The organism is Streptomyces sp. NBC_00287, assembly GCF_036173105.1.
Lineage (GTDB): Bacteria > Actinomycetota > Actinomycetes > Streptomycetales > Streptomycetaceae > Streptomyces.
On sequence record NZ_CP108053.1, the window covers coordinates 199871 to 215931 of the forward strand.

Annotated in this window: 14 protein-coding genes, 1 tRNA gene and 2 pseudogenes; 9 read left to right on the forward strand and 8 right to left on the reverse strand. The window is 68.5% G+C overall.

Annotated features, from left to right (window positions below):
* The first annotated feature begins 162 nt into the window (after window positions 1-162).
* Complete coding sequence (locus OHT76_RS01100) at window positions 163-2136, forward strand: sensor histidine kinase (RefSeq protein WP_328868791.1); 1974 nt, start codon at window positions 163-165, stop codon at window positions 2134-2136.
* Window positions 2133-2552: a roadblock/LC7 domain-containing protein gene (locus tag OHT76_RS01105; protein WP_328868792.1), complete on the forward strand. Its 420-nt coding sequence runs from the start codon at window positions 2133-2135 to the stop codon at window positions 2550-2552. Before OHT76_RS01100 ends, OHT76_RS01105 begins: the two co-directional genes overlap by 4 nt.
* A 380-nt stretch (window positions 2553-2932) precedes the next feature.
* Here OHT76_RS01105 and OHT76_RS01110 read toward each other — a convergent pair whose 3' ends face one another.
* Window positions 2933-3754 (reverse strand): hypothetical protein, encoded by an 822-nt coding sequence (locus OHT76_RS01110; RefSeq protein ID WP_328868793.1) that lies wholly within the window; start codon window positions 3752-3754, stop codon window positions 2933-2935.
* An 881-nt stretch (window positions 3755-4635) separates the two neighbouring features.
* Window positions 4636-4839, reverse strand: coding sequence for a cold-shock protein (locus OHT76_RS01115; RefSeq protein WP_037751662.1), 204 nt, complete (start codon window positions 4837-4839; stop codon window positions 4636-4638).
* A gap of 615 nt (window positions 4840-5454) precedes the next feature.
* Here OHT76_RS01115 and OHT76_RS01120 point away from each other — a divergent pair.
* Together OHT76_RS01120 and OHT76_RS01125 are read left to right on the forward strand one after the other, a co-directional pair.
* Window positions 5455-5706 carry a hypothetical protein gene (locus tag OHT76_RS01120; RefSeq protein WP_328868794.1) on the forward strand — a complete coding sequence of 84 codons (252 nt, stop codon included), beginning with the start codon at window positions 5455-5457 and terminating at the stop codon, window positions 5704-5706.
* A gap of 134 nt (window positions 5707-5840) precedes the next feature.
* Window positions 5841-6209: a VOC family protein gene (locus OHT76_RS01125; protein ID WP_328868795.1), complete on the forward strand. Its 369-nt coding sequence runs from the start codon at window positions 5841-5843 to the stop codon at window positions 6207-6209.
* Window positions 6210-6462: 253 nt separating this feature from the next.
* Here OHT76_RS01125 and OHT76_RS01130 read toward each other — a convergent pair whose 3' ends face one another.
* The gene (locus OHT76_RS01130) at window positions 6463-7164 is read right to left on the reverse strand and encodes an NAD(P)-dependent oxidoreductase (protein ID WP_328868796.1); all 702 of its coding nucleotides are present in this window, start codon (window positions 7162-7164) and stop codon (window positions 6463-6465) included.
* A gap of 53 nt (window positions 7165-7217) precedes the next feature.
* Here OHT76_RS01130 and OHT76_RS01135 point away from each other — a divergent pair, with 53 nt between their 5' ends.
* Complete coding sequence (locus tag OHT76_RS01135; RefSeq protein ID WP_328868797.1) at window positions 7218-7793, forward strand: TetR-like C-terminal domain-containing protein; 576 nt, start codon at window positions 7218-7220, stop codon at window positions 7791-7793.
* Between the two features lie 217 nt (window positions 7794-8010).
* On the opposite strand, the gene OHT76_RS01140 is transcribed toward OHT76_RS01135, so the two are convergent.
* Window positions 8011-8084, reverse strand: a tRNA-Met gene (locus OHT76_RS01140).
* Between the two features lie 387 nt (window positions 8085-8471).
* On the opposite strand from OHT76_RS01140, the gene OHT76_RS01145 reads away from it, so the two are divergent.
* Window positions 8472-8867, forward strand: coding sequence for a hypothetical protein (locus OHT76_RS01145; protein ID WP_328868798.1), 396 nt, complete (start codon window positions 8472-8474; stop codon window positions 8865-8867).
* A gap of 182 nt (window positions 8868-9049) precedes the next feature.
* Window positions 9050-9508, forward strand: a complete 459-nt coding sequence (locus OHT76_RS01150) for a PPOX class F420-dependent oxidoreductase (protein WP_328868799.1) — start codon at window positions 9050-9052, stop codon at window positions 9506-9508.
* A gap of 102 nt (window positions 9509-9610) precedes the next feature.
* On the opposite strand, the gene OHT76_RS01155 is transcribed toward OHT76_RS01150, so the two are convergent.
* Window positions 9611-10777, reverse strand: a complete 1167-nt coding sequence (locus OHT76_RS01155; protein ID WP_328868800.1) for a serine hydrolase domain-containing protein — start codon at window positions 10775-10777, stop codon at window positions 9611-9613.
* A 121-nt stretch (window positions 10778-10898) separates the two neighbouring features.
* On the opposite strand from OHT76_RS01155, the gene OHT76_RS01160 reads away from it, so the two are divergent.
* The gene (locus OHT76_RS01160; protein WP_328868801.1) at window positions 10899-11357 is read left to right on the forward strand and encodes a helix-turn-helix domain-containing protein; all 459 of its coding nucleotides are present in this window, start codon (window positions 10899-10901) and stop codon (window positions 11355-11357) included.
* Between the two features lie 114 nt (window positions 11358-11471).
* A pseudogene (locus tag OHT76_RS01165) lies at window positions 11472-11971 on the forward strand (hypothetical protein).
* A gap of 172 nt (window positions 11972-12143) precedes the next feature.
* On the opposite strand, the gene OHT76_RS01170 reads toward OHT76_RS01165, so the two are convergent.
* From OHT76_RS01170 to OHT76_RS01180, 3 genes and pseudogenes are all read right to left on the reverse strand, one after another.
* Window positions 12144-13565: a family 43 glycosylhydrolase gene (locus OHT76_RS01170; RefSeq protein ID WP_328876427.1), complete on the reverse strand. Its 1422-nt coding sequence runs from the start codon at window positions 13563-13565 to the stop codon at window positions 12144-12146.
* A 343-nt stretch (window positions 13566-13908) separates the two neighbouring features.
* Window positions 13909-14757 (reverse strand): annotated as a pseudogene (locus tag OHT76_RS01175) (sterol carrier protein domain-containing protein); the annotation flags it as partial.
* Window positions 14758-14817: 60 nt separating this feature from the next.
* Window positions 14818-16041 carry an RNA-guided endonuclease InsQ/TnpB family protein gene (locus OHT76_RS01180; protein ID WP_328868802.1) on the reverse strand — a complete coding sequence of 408 codons (1224 nt, stop codon included), beginning with the start codon at window positions 16039-16041 and terminating at the stop codon, window positions 14818-14820.
* Window positions 16042-16061 lie beyond the last annotated feature (20 nt).

The window sequence follows — 16061 nt, forward strand, 5'->3', positions numbered from 1 at the left end:
TCGTGACGTATGAAGGTGTGGGAGCCGTTACGGCAGCTGCTCGGCAGGCCAGGCGCAATCGGCATGGGTATTTCGGGCAAGGTCAGCTCAGAGCTCCGCCGCGGTGGCCGCAGCGCTCCCGGCCGTCGGCCGATGCCTGGTTGGCGCAGCATCAAAGGCCGTGTGACGGTGGTTATTGCGATCCCGATCTGTCTGCTGCTGACTGTGGCCGGTTACGCCGTGCACGGCCGCGCCGAGGCGCTCGGCGACGCCCGGACGACTCGTGCCGAGGTTGGCCTCAGCCTGCGCGTCCAGGCCTTGGTGCATCAACTGCAACGTGAACGTGGCCTGACCAATGGCCTGTTGGGTGGTGAGGAGGAGTTCCGCGCCCCGCTCACCGCTGTGCGCAAGCGCGTTGACGCGGCACTTCACGACATGCGCCGGGAGGATGCCGTCCAGGGGGTCATCCAGCAAAAATTGCAGCGCCTCGCTGACATCCGCGCCGCTGCCGACGCGGACACAGCCGCCCCGGCCGCGACCCTCACCTACTACACCGCCGCCGTCGAGGCTCTCAACGCCGTCGATCCGGTGGCGGAGACCGCCACGGGCTCCGACCGCCAACTGCGCAACGGGCTGGCAGCGTTGCGGGAGCTGGCTGCAGCCAAGGAATCCGTCGCTCTCGAACGCGGCTACCTCAACGGCGTGTTCGCCGCAGGCGCCTTCCGCAACGGCGAGTACCTCACCTTCACCGAGGTACGCGCCACACGCGAAGCCGCCCTCGCCCGCTTCCGGCAGGTCGCCACAGAACCCCAGCGCGCGACGCTGAAGAACGCTTTCGGAACCGAGAGCGCCGAACGCGCCGCCGCCTACGAGAACCGAGCGGAAGACGCCGCCGACGGCTCCGCGCTGTCTGCCGACCCCGGCACCTGGTGGGACGCCATGACCGTGCTCGTCGATGATCTGCACGCCGCCCAGCAGTCGGTGGGGGACGACGTACGAGACCGCGCCGAACAGCTGAGGCACAACGCCGAGAAGGAACTCGCCGCCTATCTCGTCGCGGGAATGCTCATGTCCGCCCTCGTCGCCGGCCTCGCCGCCTTCGCCTCCCGATCCCTCACCCGCCCGCTCGGCGCCCTCGCCGAGGCCGCACATCACGTAGCACGACATCGGCTGCCCGCAACCGTCGCCCGTATCCAGCGCTCGCCGCAGGACCACGTGGAACTCCTCCCGTCGGCGGACGCGCCGGACCATCCCGATTCGCGACTGCTGGGCGGCGCGGCGGAGATCGCCGAGGTCGCGGCATCCCTCCACCAGGTGGAGCACACTGCCCTCCACCTGGCCGCTCAGCAGGCCGGCCTGCGGCGCAACACCACCGAATCACTCGCCAATCTCGGCCGCCGCAATCAGAACCTCGTGCGTCGTCAGCTCAGCCTCATCACCCGGCTGGAACGGCAGGAACTCGACCCGGACGCCCTCGCCGAGCTCTTCGAACTCGACCACCTCGCCACCCGTATGCGGCGCAATGCCGAAAGCCTGCTGGTCCTCGCCGGGCAGAATCCCCCGCGGCCCACGGCAGCACCGGCCAATGGCCTGGAGGTCGTCCAGTCCGCTGTCGCCGAAGTGGAGCAGTACCGGCGGGTCCTGATCGCGACCGTCGAGCCGGTACAGGTGCGCGGGCACGCAGTCGCCGATGTCGCCCACCTCCTTGCCGAGCTCATCGAGAACGGGCTGACCTTCTCGCCACCGACCGAACCGGTCGAGGTGCACGGCTGGTACGACAGTGAGGACGACATGTACTGCTTCGCTGTCGTCGACCACGGAATCGGCATGTCCGAGGCCGACCGGGCACATGCCAACGCCCGCCTCTCCGACTCCGGCGAGGAAGCCTTCCTCGCCGCGCCCACCCGGTTTCTCGGCCTCCTCGTCGTCGGCCGGCTCACCCACCGCCTCGGTGAAGGCACCCAAGTCCACCTCTTCGACACCACTGGCGGCGGCCTGTCCGCACTCCTCGCCCTCCCCAAGCGCCTCCTCGCACCCGTGGAGGACGTCTCTTCCCCATCCCCGCCCGCCAGGCCCGCTGTCGCCTCCCTGCTCAACGGGTTCCGAGCAGGTGTCGCCCGTGCGGAAGCCGGCACCACACAAGGAGCGTCATCGTGACCACCACCGTCCAGAGTTTCGGCTGGCTCATCTCGGACTTCGTACGCACCGCAGACGGTGTCACCGACGCCGTCGCCGTCTCCTCCGACGGCTTGCTCATGGCCGCCTCGGACAGCCTCGGCCGAGATCGCGCCGACCACCTCGCCGCGGTTGTCTCCGGCATCACCAGCCTCGCCCAGAACGCGGCGACGGCCCACGGGTTCCACGGCATGAAGCTCGTCATGATCGAAATGCTCGGTGGCTTCCTCATGGTCGGTCGCATCCGCGACGGCAGCTGCCTCGGCGTCCTCGCCGCCGAAGGGTGCGACGTCGGCCTGGTGGGCTACGAGATGGCCGTCCTCGCCGACCGCGCCGGCCAACTGCTCACCCCGCAGTTGGTACGCGAACTCCACTCCGCGCCGGTGGCCGCGGGATAGCCGCGAAGCGCTGCACTGACTGCATGTCAGAACCAATGCGCGTCACGCTGTGTACAGGCCTTGGCGGCACGCGCGAGGTGATCTCCTCCGGTGGCCTCGTTCAGGCCCGTTCCGTCCCCGTCCCTACGGTGAGCGCGGCACCGACCATGGTCGGCCTTCAGATGCAGCTGGGTCAGGTCGCGGGCTTGCCAGGGCTTGCCATGACCAACATCGTGCTGGCAGGCCGGCGCGGCGCTCAAAGACGCCGTCCTCAGGGCGTCGGACAGGTCGCTGGGGCAGGGGCGTACGGAGCCATGTTTCCGAAGTAGGCCGCTGTCGGCGGGCGCGGCGGCGGGCAAATGCGGCAGCCCGGTGCTTGCCGTCCGGATACGTCGTCGCGGTCAACTGCGCCGGTGGCGCCGCCAGTACCAAAGCGCGCCGACCGCGGTGGACGCCGCGGCCAGGACGATACCGAGCACCGGCCATCGGCTGTCAGCGAGGCGCAGGCCCGTCAGGAAGGTCACGGCGGTCAGGGCGAGCGGCACGAGGAGGGAGAGGAGCGCGCGGACCGCAGCCGCCGCGACACCCGGTTCGAAGCGGGAGATCCGGGGGTGGGAGGCGGCTGCGGTGTCGGCGAAGTAGTAGTCGAGGACACGCTCTGCCAGGCGGGCGTCAGCGCGCTGGTAGGCCGCCGCCATGTACGGGAGCCAGACCAGCGGGGCGACCAGTCCGACCAGGAAGACCACGACCAGGAGCAGCCACCGCCAGGCCTGGACGGCGACCCGGCGTACGCGCCGGCCCGCGGCCTGACTCTCACCCCCCGGCGTGAGCAAGCCGAGGAGGTAAGCCATGCGCACGGTGACAGCCCACACGCTCACCCATCGCCTGAATCGGGTGGGTGCGCCGGGGGTGCGTCCCCTCCGAGCGAGCGCCTCCTGCGCCTGCCGGATGTCCTCGTACACGCCCTGCAGGACAAGGAGTTCCCCGGCGCGGGCGCCCGCCGTGGGGTCGCGGCCGCTGAGGGCAGCCAGCTCCAGGATTGTGCGTACCTGACGCAGCAGCGCCGCACAGAACGCGACGGGAATGAGCACGAGGAACGGGCCGCCCACCACAGATCCCTGCGACACCACGGCCCGCCGGCCCCGAGCAACCACGAGGGCCCGCAGCTCCGCCTCGGAGGCGTTCGGATGATCCCGCCGAAGCCCGGCGACAGCCTCGGGCACGCCCGCACCGACACGGCGGACAGCGAAATCGGCGAGAACCTCGGGCAGGAACCCGGGATCCCTGACGGCCGACGCCAGCAGCGAGCGTTCCGGCGAGAGAGCCCTACCGGAACCCCCAGCATGTGGACCCTCCACGCGCGACACAGGACGTATCTATCACAAATTGTAAAAATTCATTACTCTCAATAGCATATTGTCATCCTGATCTTGGCGTGGCGGACTTCGACAGCACCAACCTGCAGCGGCAGCAGAAGCCGGTGAACAAGGGCGCGCTGGGCCGGGGCTGCGGCCTCAGGCCGGCCTCCATCAGTGCCCGACCTCGAACGGCCTGCTCCGCACGCAGCACGACCAGGACAACGCCTGCTCGCCGCTGGCCGCGCGATGGCCGCTGACGGCCCCCACGAACCGAACACGGTAAGCGTGACGGGCTCATTCGGTCAGAGCATGGACACAGTCAGCGGCGTGGTCAGCATCGCGTGCTCGCACTTCTGCATCAGCGAGCATGCCGAGCCCGTCTTCCGGAGCCCAACCCAGCAAGCGGAGTTCCGCACCGACGCCCCCTACGCGCGTACCCCGCGCGGGCATGGGGCAGGGCGCGGCCCGACGTCATCCACGCCCACATGCAGGTGCCGCCTGTCAGACGGGTCCTGGTGGCTCTCCTGCGACCAGATGGAGATGACGTGCCGCCCGTGGACGCGAAGCTGATCTCGATCTGGCCGAGCAGATCATCGACCACAGCCTCGCCAACGCCGTAGGCCCGTACCCGGTCATACGGGGGCGGTGAACCGTTGCCGGCCCGACAGTGTCCTGCCGTCGCCGCGCTGTACTGCACGGCGACTCGCAGGAGGTCGCGCCGGCCCCGGCCCCAGGGAGGCCCTGGGTCAGGCGGGCGTGATGTTCTCCGCCTGCGGACCCTTCTGGCCCTGGGTGATGTCGAAGGTCACCGCCTGGCCTTCCTGCAACTCACGGAAGCCGGAGGCGTTGATGTTGGAGTAGTGCGCGAAGACGTCCGGTCCGCCACCATCCTGGGCGATGAAACCGAAGCCCTTCTCCGCGTTGAACCACTTGACGGTTCCGCTGGCCATGCTGATGCCTCTCAGTCGACGTCAGGAACCGCACCACGCGGCCCTGGAGGTGATCGCCCTGGTCCGGCATTGCACAGCAAAGCGCCCGCGCCAAAGCGCGGGCAGGTACTGCGAACCACGACAGCTAACCGCGACGCTACACGGTGAAATCGGCCCTCACCAGAGAGCAATGGGCAACGACCCTGTTCCGCACCAGACTCCGACAGGAGTTGTCCCGATCCGGCCCATCCGCCGCCTCGGCCCCGATTTCGGCCCGCCGACCCCACACCACCATGACGCCGCGGGTGCGCGCCCCGTGACTGCGGCTCACTTCGACTGCCAAAGCCAAGCAGGGCCACCGAAACCGCGATCACGAAGCGCCTCGCACGGCGAGGAGAACACGCTCGCGCAGCAGATCCCTCGGCGCGACCAAGTACCTGCCGCCCCAACATCCTGATCTTGTCGTGGCGGCCTTCGACGGCGCCACAACTGCAGCAGCCGGGGCGGCCGAAGCCGGCGACCACGGCATCAACGTCCCGACCAAGGCACCTCAAGCAGCACGACCAGCACAACGCCTGCGCGCCGACGGCCGCGCGATGGCCGCTGACGCCCCCTCACGAACCGAACGGTCAGGGCATGGACATCGTCAGCGGCGTGGTAAGCATCGCGTCCTCGCACTTCTACATCGGCGAGAATGCCGAGTCCGTCTTCCGGAGCCCAACCCAGCAAGCACACGAAGGCTTCGAGGACGCAATAGTCCTCTTGAACGCCGGTGAATGCGTATCCATGCTCAAAGCCTCCTTCGGCACAGATGCACAGCGCGCACCCCTGAAAGGGGGTCAACTCTCCAACGCCACCTTGAAGTGGCTGGTCAGCGGGGTGGCGTGACCTCGTTTCGGGTGCTCGTGCTGGTCGTGGGCGGCAGGCTGTGCTGTAGATCGTCCGGCGGGGTGGTTTTGCCGATGAATTCACCGTCCTCGAACGGTCTACCCAGCGACACGACCGTTCTCGACAGGAGTGCCATGTCCACCATCCAGCCAGTGATCTTGACTGCCGACCAGGACGTTCTGCGCGGCTTCTATACGAAATTGTTCGGCGCTGAGGAGATCTTCCGGGTGCCGGCCGAAGGCCCTGCCTTCTACGTCGGCTTGCGCATCGGCGACACCGACCTCGGGCTGGTGGCCAAGACGGATCCGGGGACCGGGGCGGCCCCGCGGATCCTGCTCAGCATCGGTGTCGACGACGTCGACGAGACGCTCGGCCGGGTGGAGGCGCTGGGCGGCTCGGTCCGCAGTGGCCCCAACGACATGCCGTGGGGACAACGCGTCGCCCACATCCAGGACCCCGACGGCAACCCCGTGAACCTCACCCAGCCCATCCCGGCCCGGTGACGCTGTTCGGGGGCATGTCCTGATCGTGGGCTCCCCTGCTCTGCCTTGACCTGGCCCGGGAACCCCGACTTCTGGAGATCGAGACCAACGCCCGCAGACTCAGCAGGGCGACGTCGGAGAGAACGTTCTCCCAGGGGGAAGTCCATGGACTTCCCCCTGGGATCGCGAACATGTGTGCGTCCGCACCCGGCCAGTACCACCCCGGCACCGCGCTGTCAGGGCACAGCTGCCGCGTTGGTCCGCCGGCGTCGGTTCAGTAGCCGATGGTGAAGCGGCGCTGCACGAAGCGGGGCAGTTCCGCCTCGTCGACGAGGGCGACGGCGGCGTCCTCCATCGAGATGCGGCTGCGCCCGTCCGCGTCGAGTACGGGCTGATCGCCGCCGATCCGGAACCGGCCCGTACGCTCGCCGGGTGCTATGTCCTCCGCGGGGCTGAAGTAGGTCCACAACCGATTGGAGGTGCGCAGGACGTCCAGGGCGTCCCGGTGGCCGCGTACCGCGGCGATGTACTCCCTCGGCAGGCCGATCGAGTCGAGGGTTTCGTGCAATAGCTGGTCCGAGTCGGCCCGTACGAGTCCGGGTTCGATCTCCAGACTGCCGGCGCCGCCGATGACGATGAGCCGGGTCCGGGGATGGCTCTCCAGCGCCTTCAGGAGTGCTCGCGCGGCGGTGGCGTACACCGTGGGATCGGCGATCGAGCGGGCCACCGTGTCGGCGATGTCCTTGGCGGCGTTTCCGGGCTGGAACGCGCTGATCAGTACGTCGAGGCCGGGTAGGACGGCGGCGATGGCGTCGGCGTCGAGTACGTCGAGGCTCTGCCAGACGACGTTCTTCCGGTCCTCGTCGATCTGCGTGGCATCGCGGCTGAAGGCGGTCACGTGGTGCCCCCGGCCGAGCGCTTCGGTGACGACGCGACTGCCGATGCCGCCCGTGGCCCCGATGACTCCGATGTGCATGGCTCTCCCCTGGTGGTTGCCCGTGCCGTCCTCTTTTCGCTCGCGAGATGGGCATGACGGCCAACGCCATCTACGGCTACTTCGCCAACCGTGACGACTTGGTCACCACGCTGATCAACAACGTCTACACCTCGCTGGCCGACACGGTGGACGCCGCCTGGGACGCGGCCCCCGCCCAGGACCCTGCCGCCCGGATCCAGGCATGGGCCTGCGCGTTCAGGGACTGGGCGCTGGCCAACCCCGAAGGCTTCCGCCTCATCTACGGTGACCCCGTGCCCGGCTACCGGCCCCCCGAGGGCGGCGCCGCCCCGGACGCCGCCCACCGTGTCTGCACCGGCATCACGGCGTTGGCGGCCGCCGCCTGGCCGCACGCCGAACCCCGCTACGCGGACAGCGACTTCGAGTGGTCCGATTTCGACGCCGGTCTCCTCGGCAAGGTCCGCCCGGCCTTCCCCGACCTGCCCCCGGCCGCCGTGGCCCTCGCCCTGCGTATCTGGAGCCACCTGCACGGCCTGGTGTCATTGGAGATCTACGGCCACCTGCAGGCCCAGGCCCTCAGCCCGGAAAAGCTCTTCCGTGAAGAACTGGCCCAGCTCATCCGGTCCTTGAGCATCACCCCGCAGGGGTGACGGCCTACACAAGGGGCGCGCCTGCGAGCTGAGCCAGCTGTGGCAGCGTGGTCCCGACCCGGCAGAGAGCCGAGCGAGAACGGCCTGAGGTTGATCACCTCAAGTAGGCGGCGAGGCGCTCCGGCGGCCGATCTCGTTCCCGGAGGGAGCCGGACGTGGAATCCTCCCGGGAACGCGACGGGGCCCGGATCATGTGGATCCGGGCCCTGTCCAGCAGTAGCGGGGACAGGATTTGAACCTGCGACCTCTGGGTTATGAGCCCAGCGAGCTACCGAGCTGCTCCACCCCGCGTCGGTACCCCCACCGTACGCCATCACAGCAGTCACCATTGACCACTATCCGACGCAGGGCCTGCGGGGAGTCCGTGTGATGTGTCATACCGCTCAGGCTGGAGACCGGGCCGACCATGGAGCATCCGGCGGAAGGCTGCGGTGTCCTGCCGACTGGAGGGTGATACCCCGCCGTGTGGCTGGAGCTGCCGCTGGTCGGGGCCGCGGAGGCACTTCGGGGCTTTAGGGTCGACGCGCCCGAGGACATCGAGGTCGACGCGACCGCAAGCGGGGGCGACACCATGGAGACGGTCCGCCGCCAAGCGGCCGGACGCGGTGCTGCTGGACATCCGGATGCCGGACGTCAGCGGAGTCGCGTGACCAGCCACTTCAAGAGGGTGGAGCTTCTATGAACCAGCTCGGCGATGCGCAACTGCGCACCTGGACGCTGCGATATATGGCCCTCCTCGCAGCCGACGCCCAGGTCCAGCTTGCCTGGCTGGGCGAGCGTGAGCTGGAGACGGAATCCGTCGTTGAAGAGGCGGAACTCCTGTGCCGCATGCCCAAAGGACTCATGGAGCGCGGGGCCCTCACACACAAGGATGTGCAGGGTCTTCAGGCCATCGGCCGTCGTCTCGGTGAGATCGATGCCGACTGCTGCGGCGGCCTCCGGGCCAACGCCCTGGCCACCGATCGAGCATGGGACGAAGTACGTTCTCTCGCCCGCCAGTTCCTCCTCTCGGCGCTGGGCGAATGGCGTCAGCCACTGCCACGCCCCGTGCGCCCATACACCGGCGATCACTGAGCAGGTCCAGGCCGCCAGTGCCACTCCCCACAAGACACAAACCCACACAACGCGGTGAGCAGGGACCCGAACCCACCGCCGACCACAACACCGCAACACCGTCCCACACCGGCGTCACCCTCCCCCGGCCCCCGCCGTGGAGTCCCTGGAATTCCAGCGCCAGCAGGGAGGTTGATCAGGTCATGACTCAAGGTCCAGCACCTCGCGCCCTGTCCGACGAGGCCCTCGCCGACCTGCTCGGCCAGCAGCCGTTCGGCACCCTCGCCACCATCAAGCGCAGCGGCCACCCCCACCTGACCACCATGCTCTACACCTGGGACGCCGAGGCCCGCATCGTGCGGCTCTCGACGACGGCCGACCGCATCAAGGCCAAGCACCTGCGGCACGACCCGCGTGCGGCGCTGCATGTGCAGGGCGGCGACGTCTGGTCGTTCGCTGTCGCCGAGGGCGAGGCCGAGGTCTCGCAGATGACGACGGTTCCCGGCGACGCGGTCGGGCGGGAACTGCTCAGCATGATCCCGGAGGTCGCGAAGCCGCGGGACGAAGACGGCTTCCTTCAGCAGCTGGTCACCGAACGCCGGGTGGTAATCCGGCTGAAGGTCGACCGCCTGTACGGAACAGCACTCGACATCAACGGCTGAGGCATACCCGGCCCGCGCACGCCGGTCACAGCCCTTCCTTGATGGACGCTACGGGTAGTCGCCCCTGGCCTACGGTGCCGGCCTTGCGGTGCCGGCAACCAGTCAGTGCCCCTCCGCGCGCACACGATCCGCGATACCCAGTGTCAGCGCCTCCGCCCGGTCCTCGAGGTTCCATTTCCCGTCGCGGTAGGCGTGGTTGCTGATCCAGAACACGAGGACGTCGTCGCGCAGGGACCGGCTCAGGAGCCCCAGGGACCAGTCGTTGCCGCCGTCGTGCCAGGCGAGAGGGCCGTGCGGGGTGTCGCGAATGCTCGAGCCGTATCCGTACGAGTTTTCTGATCCCGGCTCTGGTACGCGAGGTTCGAAGAGCTTGTCCCTGGCCCGCGTCGGCAGGATCTCGTCGCCCAGGAGCGCATGGTGCCAACGGAGCATGTCCTGGGCGGTGGAGAGCATGCCGCCGTTGCCGCGCAGGTTCCAGTACGGTCCGTCGGCGGCCCAGGGGTGATCGAAGGGCCTGCCCTTGCTGCGCCCCTTGCTGTCGTACTCCACCGCGATCAGGTGCCGCGGCCAGCGGGGCAGCACGTATCCGGTCTGTTCCATCCCGGCCGGGGCGAACAGGTGCCGGGCGAGGAACCGTTCGTAGGTCTCCCCGGACGCCTCCTCGACGATCGCGGCGAGCAGGCTGTAGCCGGTGTTGGAGTAGTGGAACTCCTTGCCCGGCGCGGACCGCAGCTTTGACGACAGGGCTCGGCGCACCAACTCCTCCCGCGACAAGGGGTCGTAGTCATCGCCGAGCGCCTCGACCAGACCCGACGTGTGCGTGAGCAGGTGCTCGATCGTGATGCCGCGCTTGTCCTCGGGCACGGGCCGCCCGCCTCCGAGGAACCGGCTGATCGGATCGCTCACCCGGAGCCGTCCCATCACCTCCAGCTTTACGACCGCGGCCGCGGTGAACTGCTTCGTGATCGACATGACGTCGTACACGGTCAGGCAGCTCGCGGGGGTGCCGGCGGCTCGGTCCGCCGTTCCGAATCCGCCGCAGTACGCGAGCCGGTCGCCGCGGGCGGCGATCACGGTGCCACTGGGCCCGGCGAGCAGGGTACGGCGGAGGAAGTCGGCGACCGACTCTCCGTCACGGGGCTGGGACTTGGGGGCGGGCACCGCCGACTCCCCGACAGCGGGCCCTTGGGCGCATCCACCAAGCATGAGCAGAACAGCGACGGCAGGGGCGATGGTCGTACGGCGGCGCCGGGACAGAGTCGTACCCATGTGACCTCCAACATCGGGAATCCGCCCCGAGGTTGACCACCACTGTCGCCGTCCCTCAAGCCATTATGGTGTTCGAGCTTGTGCGAGCCCGTGTACGTCCAGGTCAACAGGGGGGACCACGATGACCACACCACCACCCACACCGGTCGACACGGACGCGGCCGCCTTCGTGGCTGCGCTCCGCCGCCTCAAGGCGTGGTCGGGCCTCAGCTACCGCCAACTGGAACGCCGCGCGAGGGAAGCCGGCCATACCCTGCCCTACTCCACGGCATCGACCATGCTCGGCAGGGACCGGCTGCCCCGTGAGGAGTTGGTCGCCGCGTTCGTGGCGGCCTGCGGGGTGCGCGCGGACGAGGCGGAGGCGTGGCTGGATGCACGCGTGACCATCGCGTGCGGCGGGCGGCCCGCCAAGACCACGATCACGCCACGGAACAGGAGGTTTCGGCAGCCCCGTTGGGCGCTCGCCGGGGCCGTGGCGCTCGCCCTCGCGCTCCTCGGTGGGGCGTCGGCGGCCGGCGCCTTCACCGACGACGTGGAGGTCGACGACACGCGGACGTCGCTTCATCTGCCGCGTTCCTGATCAACAGCCGCCAGCACGGCAGGTCGAGGGACTCCAATCCACCAGATCTTCGAGTCGCGACATTCAGCGAAGGTCAGTTCTCTGAACCATCAGTTGAGGCAGTACGTTGTTCCGATGACCGCTTCTGTGCCACCCGGCGGCACTGTCCTTGATGCCGACGAAGTGGATGCTCGTTGGGCGGCCTGGCGGCCGGAACAGATCGCGGAGCGGTTGGCTGGTCTCAATGCGCGGTGGGCTCGGGACGGGTCTGGGCGAATGCAGGAGCTGAGGCGCTCGCTGCCACTCACCAGACCTGGGTGCGGGATCCAGCAAGCGGACAGTTTCTCTTCGATGTCTTTCGTGAGCCGCATCAGGGCGGGACGTGGATCTGCCGGCGGGACGAGAGCCTACGGATGCCCTACGACGCGATCATCGAGAGGACCGCGGACGGCATCCCCTATCTGATGCCCGAGCTCGTGCTGCTGTTCAAAGCGAAGGCGTCGCGGCCCAAGGACCACGCGGACTTCGACGGGGTCCTGCCGCTGCTGAGCCAGGCGCGGCGCGACGTTCTTGGCGGATGGCTGACTCACATTCATCCCGGACATCCGTGGCTCGGGAAACTTGCGGGGCAGTGACGCGCGGGCCGTACCGCATCGCATCCATAGATGACGCTCCATCAAGTGCTGCCGAATCAGCCTGGACCGCCTCGTTTCTGCCGACGTCCCGGTCATGGATGAACGTGAACTCTCCTGGCAGGACGCCGCGGCGGACGGGTGCGCGCGTCCGCAGGAGGCGCTCTTCGGTGGCTCACTGAGTGTAGAAGGTGGCGTCGGCCCGGTCGTTCGCCGTGCTGAGAGCCTGGATGTGCAGCAGATAGTTGTAGTGGCGGATGTAGCGGCCCGGGAAGTTGTACGACTCGTAGGAGACCCCGGCGGGGTCCGCGAGGCCGGCGCGGGCGGTGAAGGAGGCGTCGCTGCGGAACTGGGCAGTCCCGTCGTTCTTCTCCACCCACACCTCGAAGTTCCTGTGGCGCAGGTAGTAGCCGGGGAAGTTGGCCGACTCCAGGGAGAGCGTGCCGCTGCCGGCGAGACCGGTGACCGTGCGGAACTGCGAGTCGGCCAGCGGCGAGACGTTCGCCTCGATCCTGGCGCGGTACTCCCAGTGCCGGATGAACCGGTCGGGCACGTTGTACGACGAAAGCCGGATCGGCGTGAGGCCGTCGGCGACCGGGATGCCGAAGTCGGGTGTGCCGTCGGCCTTCCAGTAGATCTTCTGGACGCGGGTGCGGCGGTTGGGGTCGTTGAGGGGGTCGCCGCTGATGTCCTTGTAGCCGCGGTCGTGGTACACGAGGATGTCCGACCTGCCGTCCTCGGAAACCGTGAACTGGTTGTGGCCGGGGCCGTACTGGCTGGTGGCGGCGTTGCTCGCGAAGACCGGGGCGGCGGTCTTGGTCCAGGACGAGGCGTTCATTAGGTCGGCGGATGCGGAGGCGGTCAGAATGCCCATGCAGTAGTTGGCGTCTGTGGCGCTGGCCGAGAAGGTCATGAAGACCTTGCCGCCCCGCTGGATCACGGCCGGGCCCTCGTTGACCCGGTGGCCGATGGTCTCCCAGGATGCGGTCGGGGTGCTGATCCGGACCGGGGTGCCCGTGATGGTCCAGGGGCTGGACATCCTCGCTATGTACAGGTTGGTACCGCTGCCGACGGCCGGGTCGTTCTGCGCCCAGCTGAGGTAGCGCGTGCCGTTCACGACGAAGGTCGTCGCGTCGAGCGAGAACGTGTCCATCGGCAGCGCGATACGGCCCTTCTCCGTCCAGGCACCCGTGATCGGGTTCGCGGCGGTGCACTCCAGGACGTAGGGCCGGATCTTCCAGATGTCGTTCGCGGCGCCCGCGGCGAAGTAGATGTACCACTTGCCGTCGATGAAGTGGATCTCCGGGGCCCAGATGTGGGCGCCCATCTCACCGCTGGAGTGCTTGGTCCAGATGGTCGTCTCGGCGGCCGACGCGAGCCCCTGGATCGTGGTGGCGCGGCGCAGCACGATGCGGTCGTACGCCGGCACCGTGGCGGTGAAGTAGTAGAAACCGTCGGTGTGTTTCCAGATGTGCGGGTCGGCCCGCTGCTCGGCGATGGTGTTGGTGTACGTGACCCCGGGCGACGCGGGTACGGCGGCGTGGGCGCTCCCGGCCCAGACACCGGAGACGGTGGCGCCGGCCGAGCCGGCGATCACGCCGAGGACCGTTCGACGGGTGAGCTCAGGTTGCACAGGATTCACTCCCTCTGGGGGGTGGAACCGGTCATGGAGCCGGAGATGGAGAGGTACGAACCCAACTGTCTTTCGGTATTTCGAACATGATTCGGATGTCCGGCCAGAAGATAAGATCCGGGCACGACCCAGTCAACGCTTCTGACAGACCCTGCTCAGGATTACCGCCTGTCCCCCGGCTGGCGCCAAGGCCATGGTGAGGGTGGTCGTCGGATTAAGGGTCTTCATTCGAGCCGCCGCAGACAGGCCAGGCTGTCCGGCCGTTCGTGACGGCGCGCCCCTTCGTACGGGGCCGGCGAGCGCGCGGTCAGAACCAGTGCAGGCAGTGCGGGGGACGGTCGGTGCGGAAGAGGGCGTCGGCGAGGGGGGCCGCGCTCGGGTGGTGGGCCCGGATGTGTCGGGCACGCACCAGCGTGCTCGGGGCGGTGCCGCCGAGATAGATCGAGCCCAGGTCGCGTATGTCCAGGGACAGGTCGGGCTCCCGGCCCGTCGGCACACAGTCGGCCTTGCCGTCCTGGACGGTCAGCAGGTAGCGGCCGTGTTCGCCGAGGAACGGGTCGTCGACGTCGAGGACGAGTTCGCCGTCCGTGAACCAGCCACGTGCGGTCAGCGCACGCGGGACGTCCAGCAGCCGTACGTAGAGCCAGTCCATGTCGCCGCCCACCTCGCCTGCGCGGAAGTCCGCAAGCTGCCAGCGCAGCGGGTGCTCGGGCGGGACGTGCTTGAACACGACCTCAGAGACCAGGTCGTGTCCGAGTACGAACCGGGCCAGGGCCGTGAAGACGGCGTCGTCGGTGGCGATGGTCTCGTCGACCGTCAAGGTGTTGGACTCGCCGATCGAGTAGCTGGCGTACCCGTCCGGGACGCCGTCGGCGTCACGGTGGACGGCGACGTAGCGCGGCGCCGGTGAGATCGGGGGCTGGCCCGCGCGCAGGGCCCACCAGCGGTGCGGCCGGGACAGCGCGCCGGGCTGGGCGCGGCGATAGCGGTCGTACACCTCTTCCAGGATCTCGCCGCACTCGGCACGCCGCAGTACCTCGACCGAGTCGTTGTCCGAGCCGGCCGCTGGGGCGCCGGCCACGGTGCGGGCCCGGGGAACGGCGAGGGCGGCCCGGTGGCGCGGCACCGTCAGCCGCTGCGTGTAGGTCGCCGGTCCTTGACTTGCTCCTCGGGCTGAAGCCCGAGGATTCTGGCCTTCTCGTCCGTTGCTGTGCCGCTACGCGGCACGGGGTTCGGGTGAGAATCCATGGCTTCCTGCTTCGTCGCGCTGTGCCGGGACGAGTCCTGGTCTTACCTGCGCTCCACAGGCTGTAACCGCCAGTCCGGCGGCCGTTTTCACGTTCTTCGCGGCGTTGTGGTCCCGGTCATGGACCGCACCGCAGGCGGCACAGGTCCACTGCCTGATGTGGAGAGGTTTGGGGCCATCCTTGACCCCGCAGGCTGAACAGGTCTGGGAGGTCGGCTCGAACCTGCCGATCTTCACCAAGTACCGCCCGTACCTGACCGCTTTGTACTCCAGCATGTGCACGAACTGTGCCCAGCCGGCGTCATGCACAATCTTGGCCAGTCTTGTGCGTGCGAGTGCTTTGACCGCCAGGTCTTCCACGCCGATCGCTTGGTTGTCGCGGATCAGCTTCGTGGAGAGCTGGTGGTGGAACTCACGGCGGGCGTCCGTGACTTGTGCGTGGGCGCGGGCGACCTTCAGGCGGGCCTTCTCGCGGTTCTTGGATCCTTTCTGTTTGCGGGACAGCTCCCGCTGGGCCTTCTTCAGCTTCTTCTCGGCGCGGCGCAGAAACCTCGGGGAGTCGATTGTCGTGCCGTCGGAGAGGACGGCGAAGTGCGTCAGCCCGAGGTCGATGCCGACCGTCTGGTCGGTGTCGGGCATGCGGGTGGCGTCGGCCGCCGGGTCGGTGTCGATGACGAAGGAGGCGAAGTACCGCCCGGCCGCGTCCTTGATCACGGTGACCGAGGTCGGGGTGGCGGGTAGGGTGCGTGACCACTTCACCTTCACCGCGCCGACCTTGGGAAGGTTCAGCCTCCCGGAGGCAGTGACCGACCAGCGGGCGTTGGCGGTGAAACGGATCGACTGCCGGGCGTCCTTGCGGGACTTGAATCGGGGCGCACCGCTCTTCGCGCCCTTCCGTTCGCCTTTGAGGGAGGCGAAGTAGTTCTTGTAGGCCGTCTCGGCATCACGCAGGGACTGCTGGAGCACGACGGCGGAGACCTCGCCCAGCCACGACCGTGCGTCGGTCTGTTTCGCCTCGGTGATCAGCTTCCTGGACAGTGCGCCGGCCGCCGGGAATGCCCCGCCCGCACGGCGGGCGTCCTCTCTGGCACGCACCGCGTCATTGAATACGACGCGGGCGCACCCGAACGCCTTGGCCAGTGCGGTGCGTTGGCCGGAGTCCGGGTACAGCCTGAAGGCGTACCGAAGCTGCATGACGGCCACGATACATACTT

Bases quoted from the DNA above. Each gene is read 5' to 3' on its own strand.
- OHT76_RS01130 (WP_328868796.1), bottom strand. From the start codon at position 7,164: ATGCACATCGGAGTCATCGGGGCCACGGGCGGCATCGGCAGTCGCGTC.
- OHT76_RS01150 (WP_328868799.1), top strand. From the start codon at position 9,050: ATGACTCAAGGTCCAGCACCTCGCGCCCTGTCCGACGAGGCCCTCGCC.
- OHT76_RS01160 (WP_328868801.1), top strand. From the start codon at position 10,899: ATGACCACACCACCACCCACACCGGTCGACACGGACGCGGCCGCCTTC.
- OHT76_RS01135 (WP_328868797.1), top strand. From the start codon at position 7,218: ATGACGGCCAACGCCATCTACGGCTACTTCGCCAACCGTGACGACTTG.
- OHT76_RS01125 (WP_328868795.1), top strand. From the start codon at position 5,841: ATGTCCACCATCCAGCCAGTGATCTTGACTGCCGACCAGGACGTTCTG.
- OHT76_RS01145 (WP_328868798.1), top strand. From the start codon at position 8,472: ATGAACCAGCTCGGCGATGCGCAACTGCGCACCTGGACGCTGCGATAT.
- OHT76_RS01115 (WP_037751662.1), bottom strand. From the start codon at position 4,839: ATGGCCAGCGGAACCGTCAAGTGGTTCAACGCGGAGAAGGGCTTCGGT.
- OHT76_RS01120 (WP_328868794.1), top strand. From the start codon at position 5,455: ATGGACATCGTCAGCGGCGTGGTAAGCATCGCGTCCTCGCACTTCTAC.
- OHT76_RS01155 (WP_328868800.1), bottom strand. From the start codon at position 10,777: ATGGGTACGACTCTGTCCCGGCGCCGCCGTACGACCATCGCCCCTGCC.
- OHT76_RS01180 (WP_328868802.1), bottom strand. From the start codon at position 16,041: ATGCAGCTTCGGTACGCCTTCAGGCTGTACCCGGACTCCGGCCAACGC.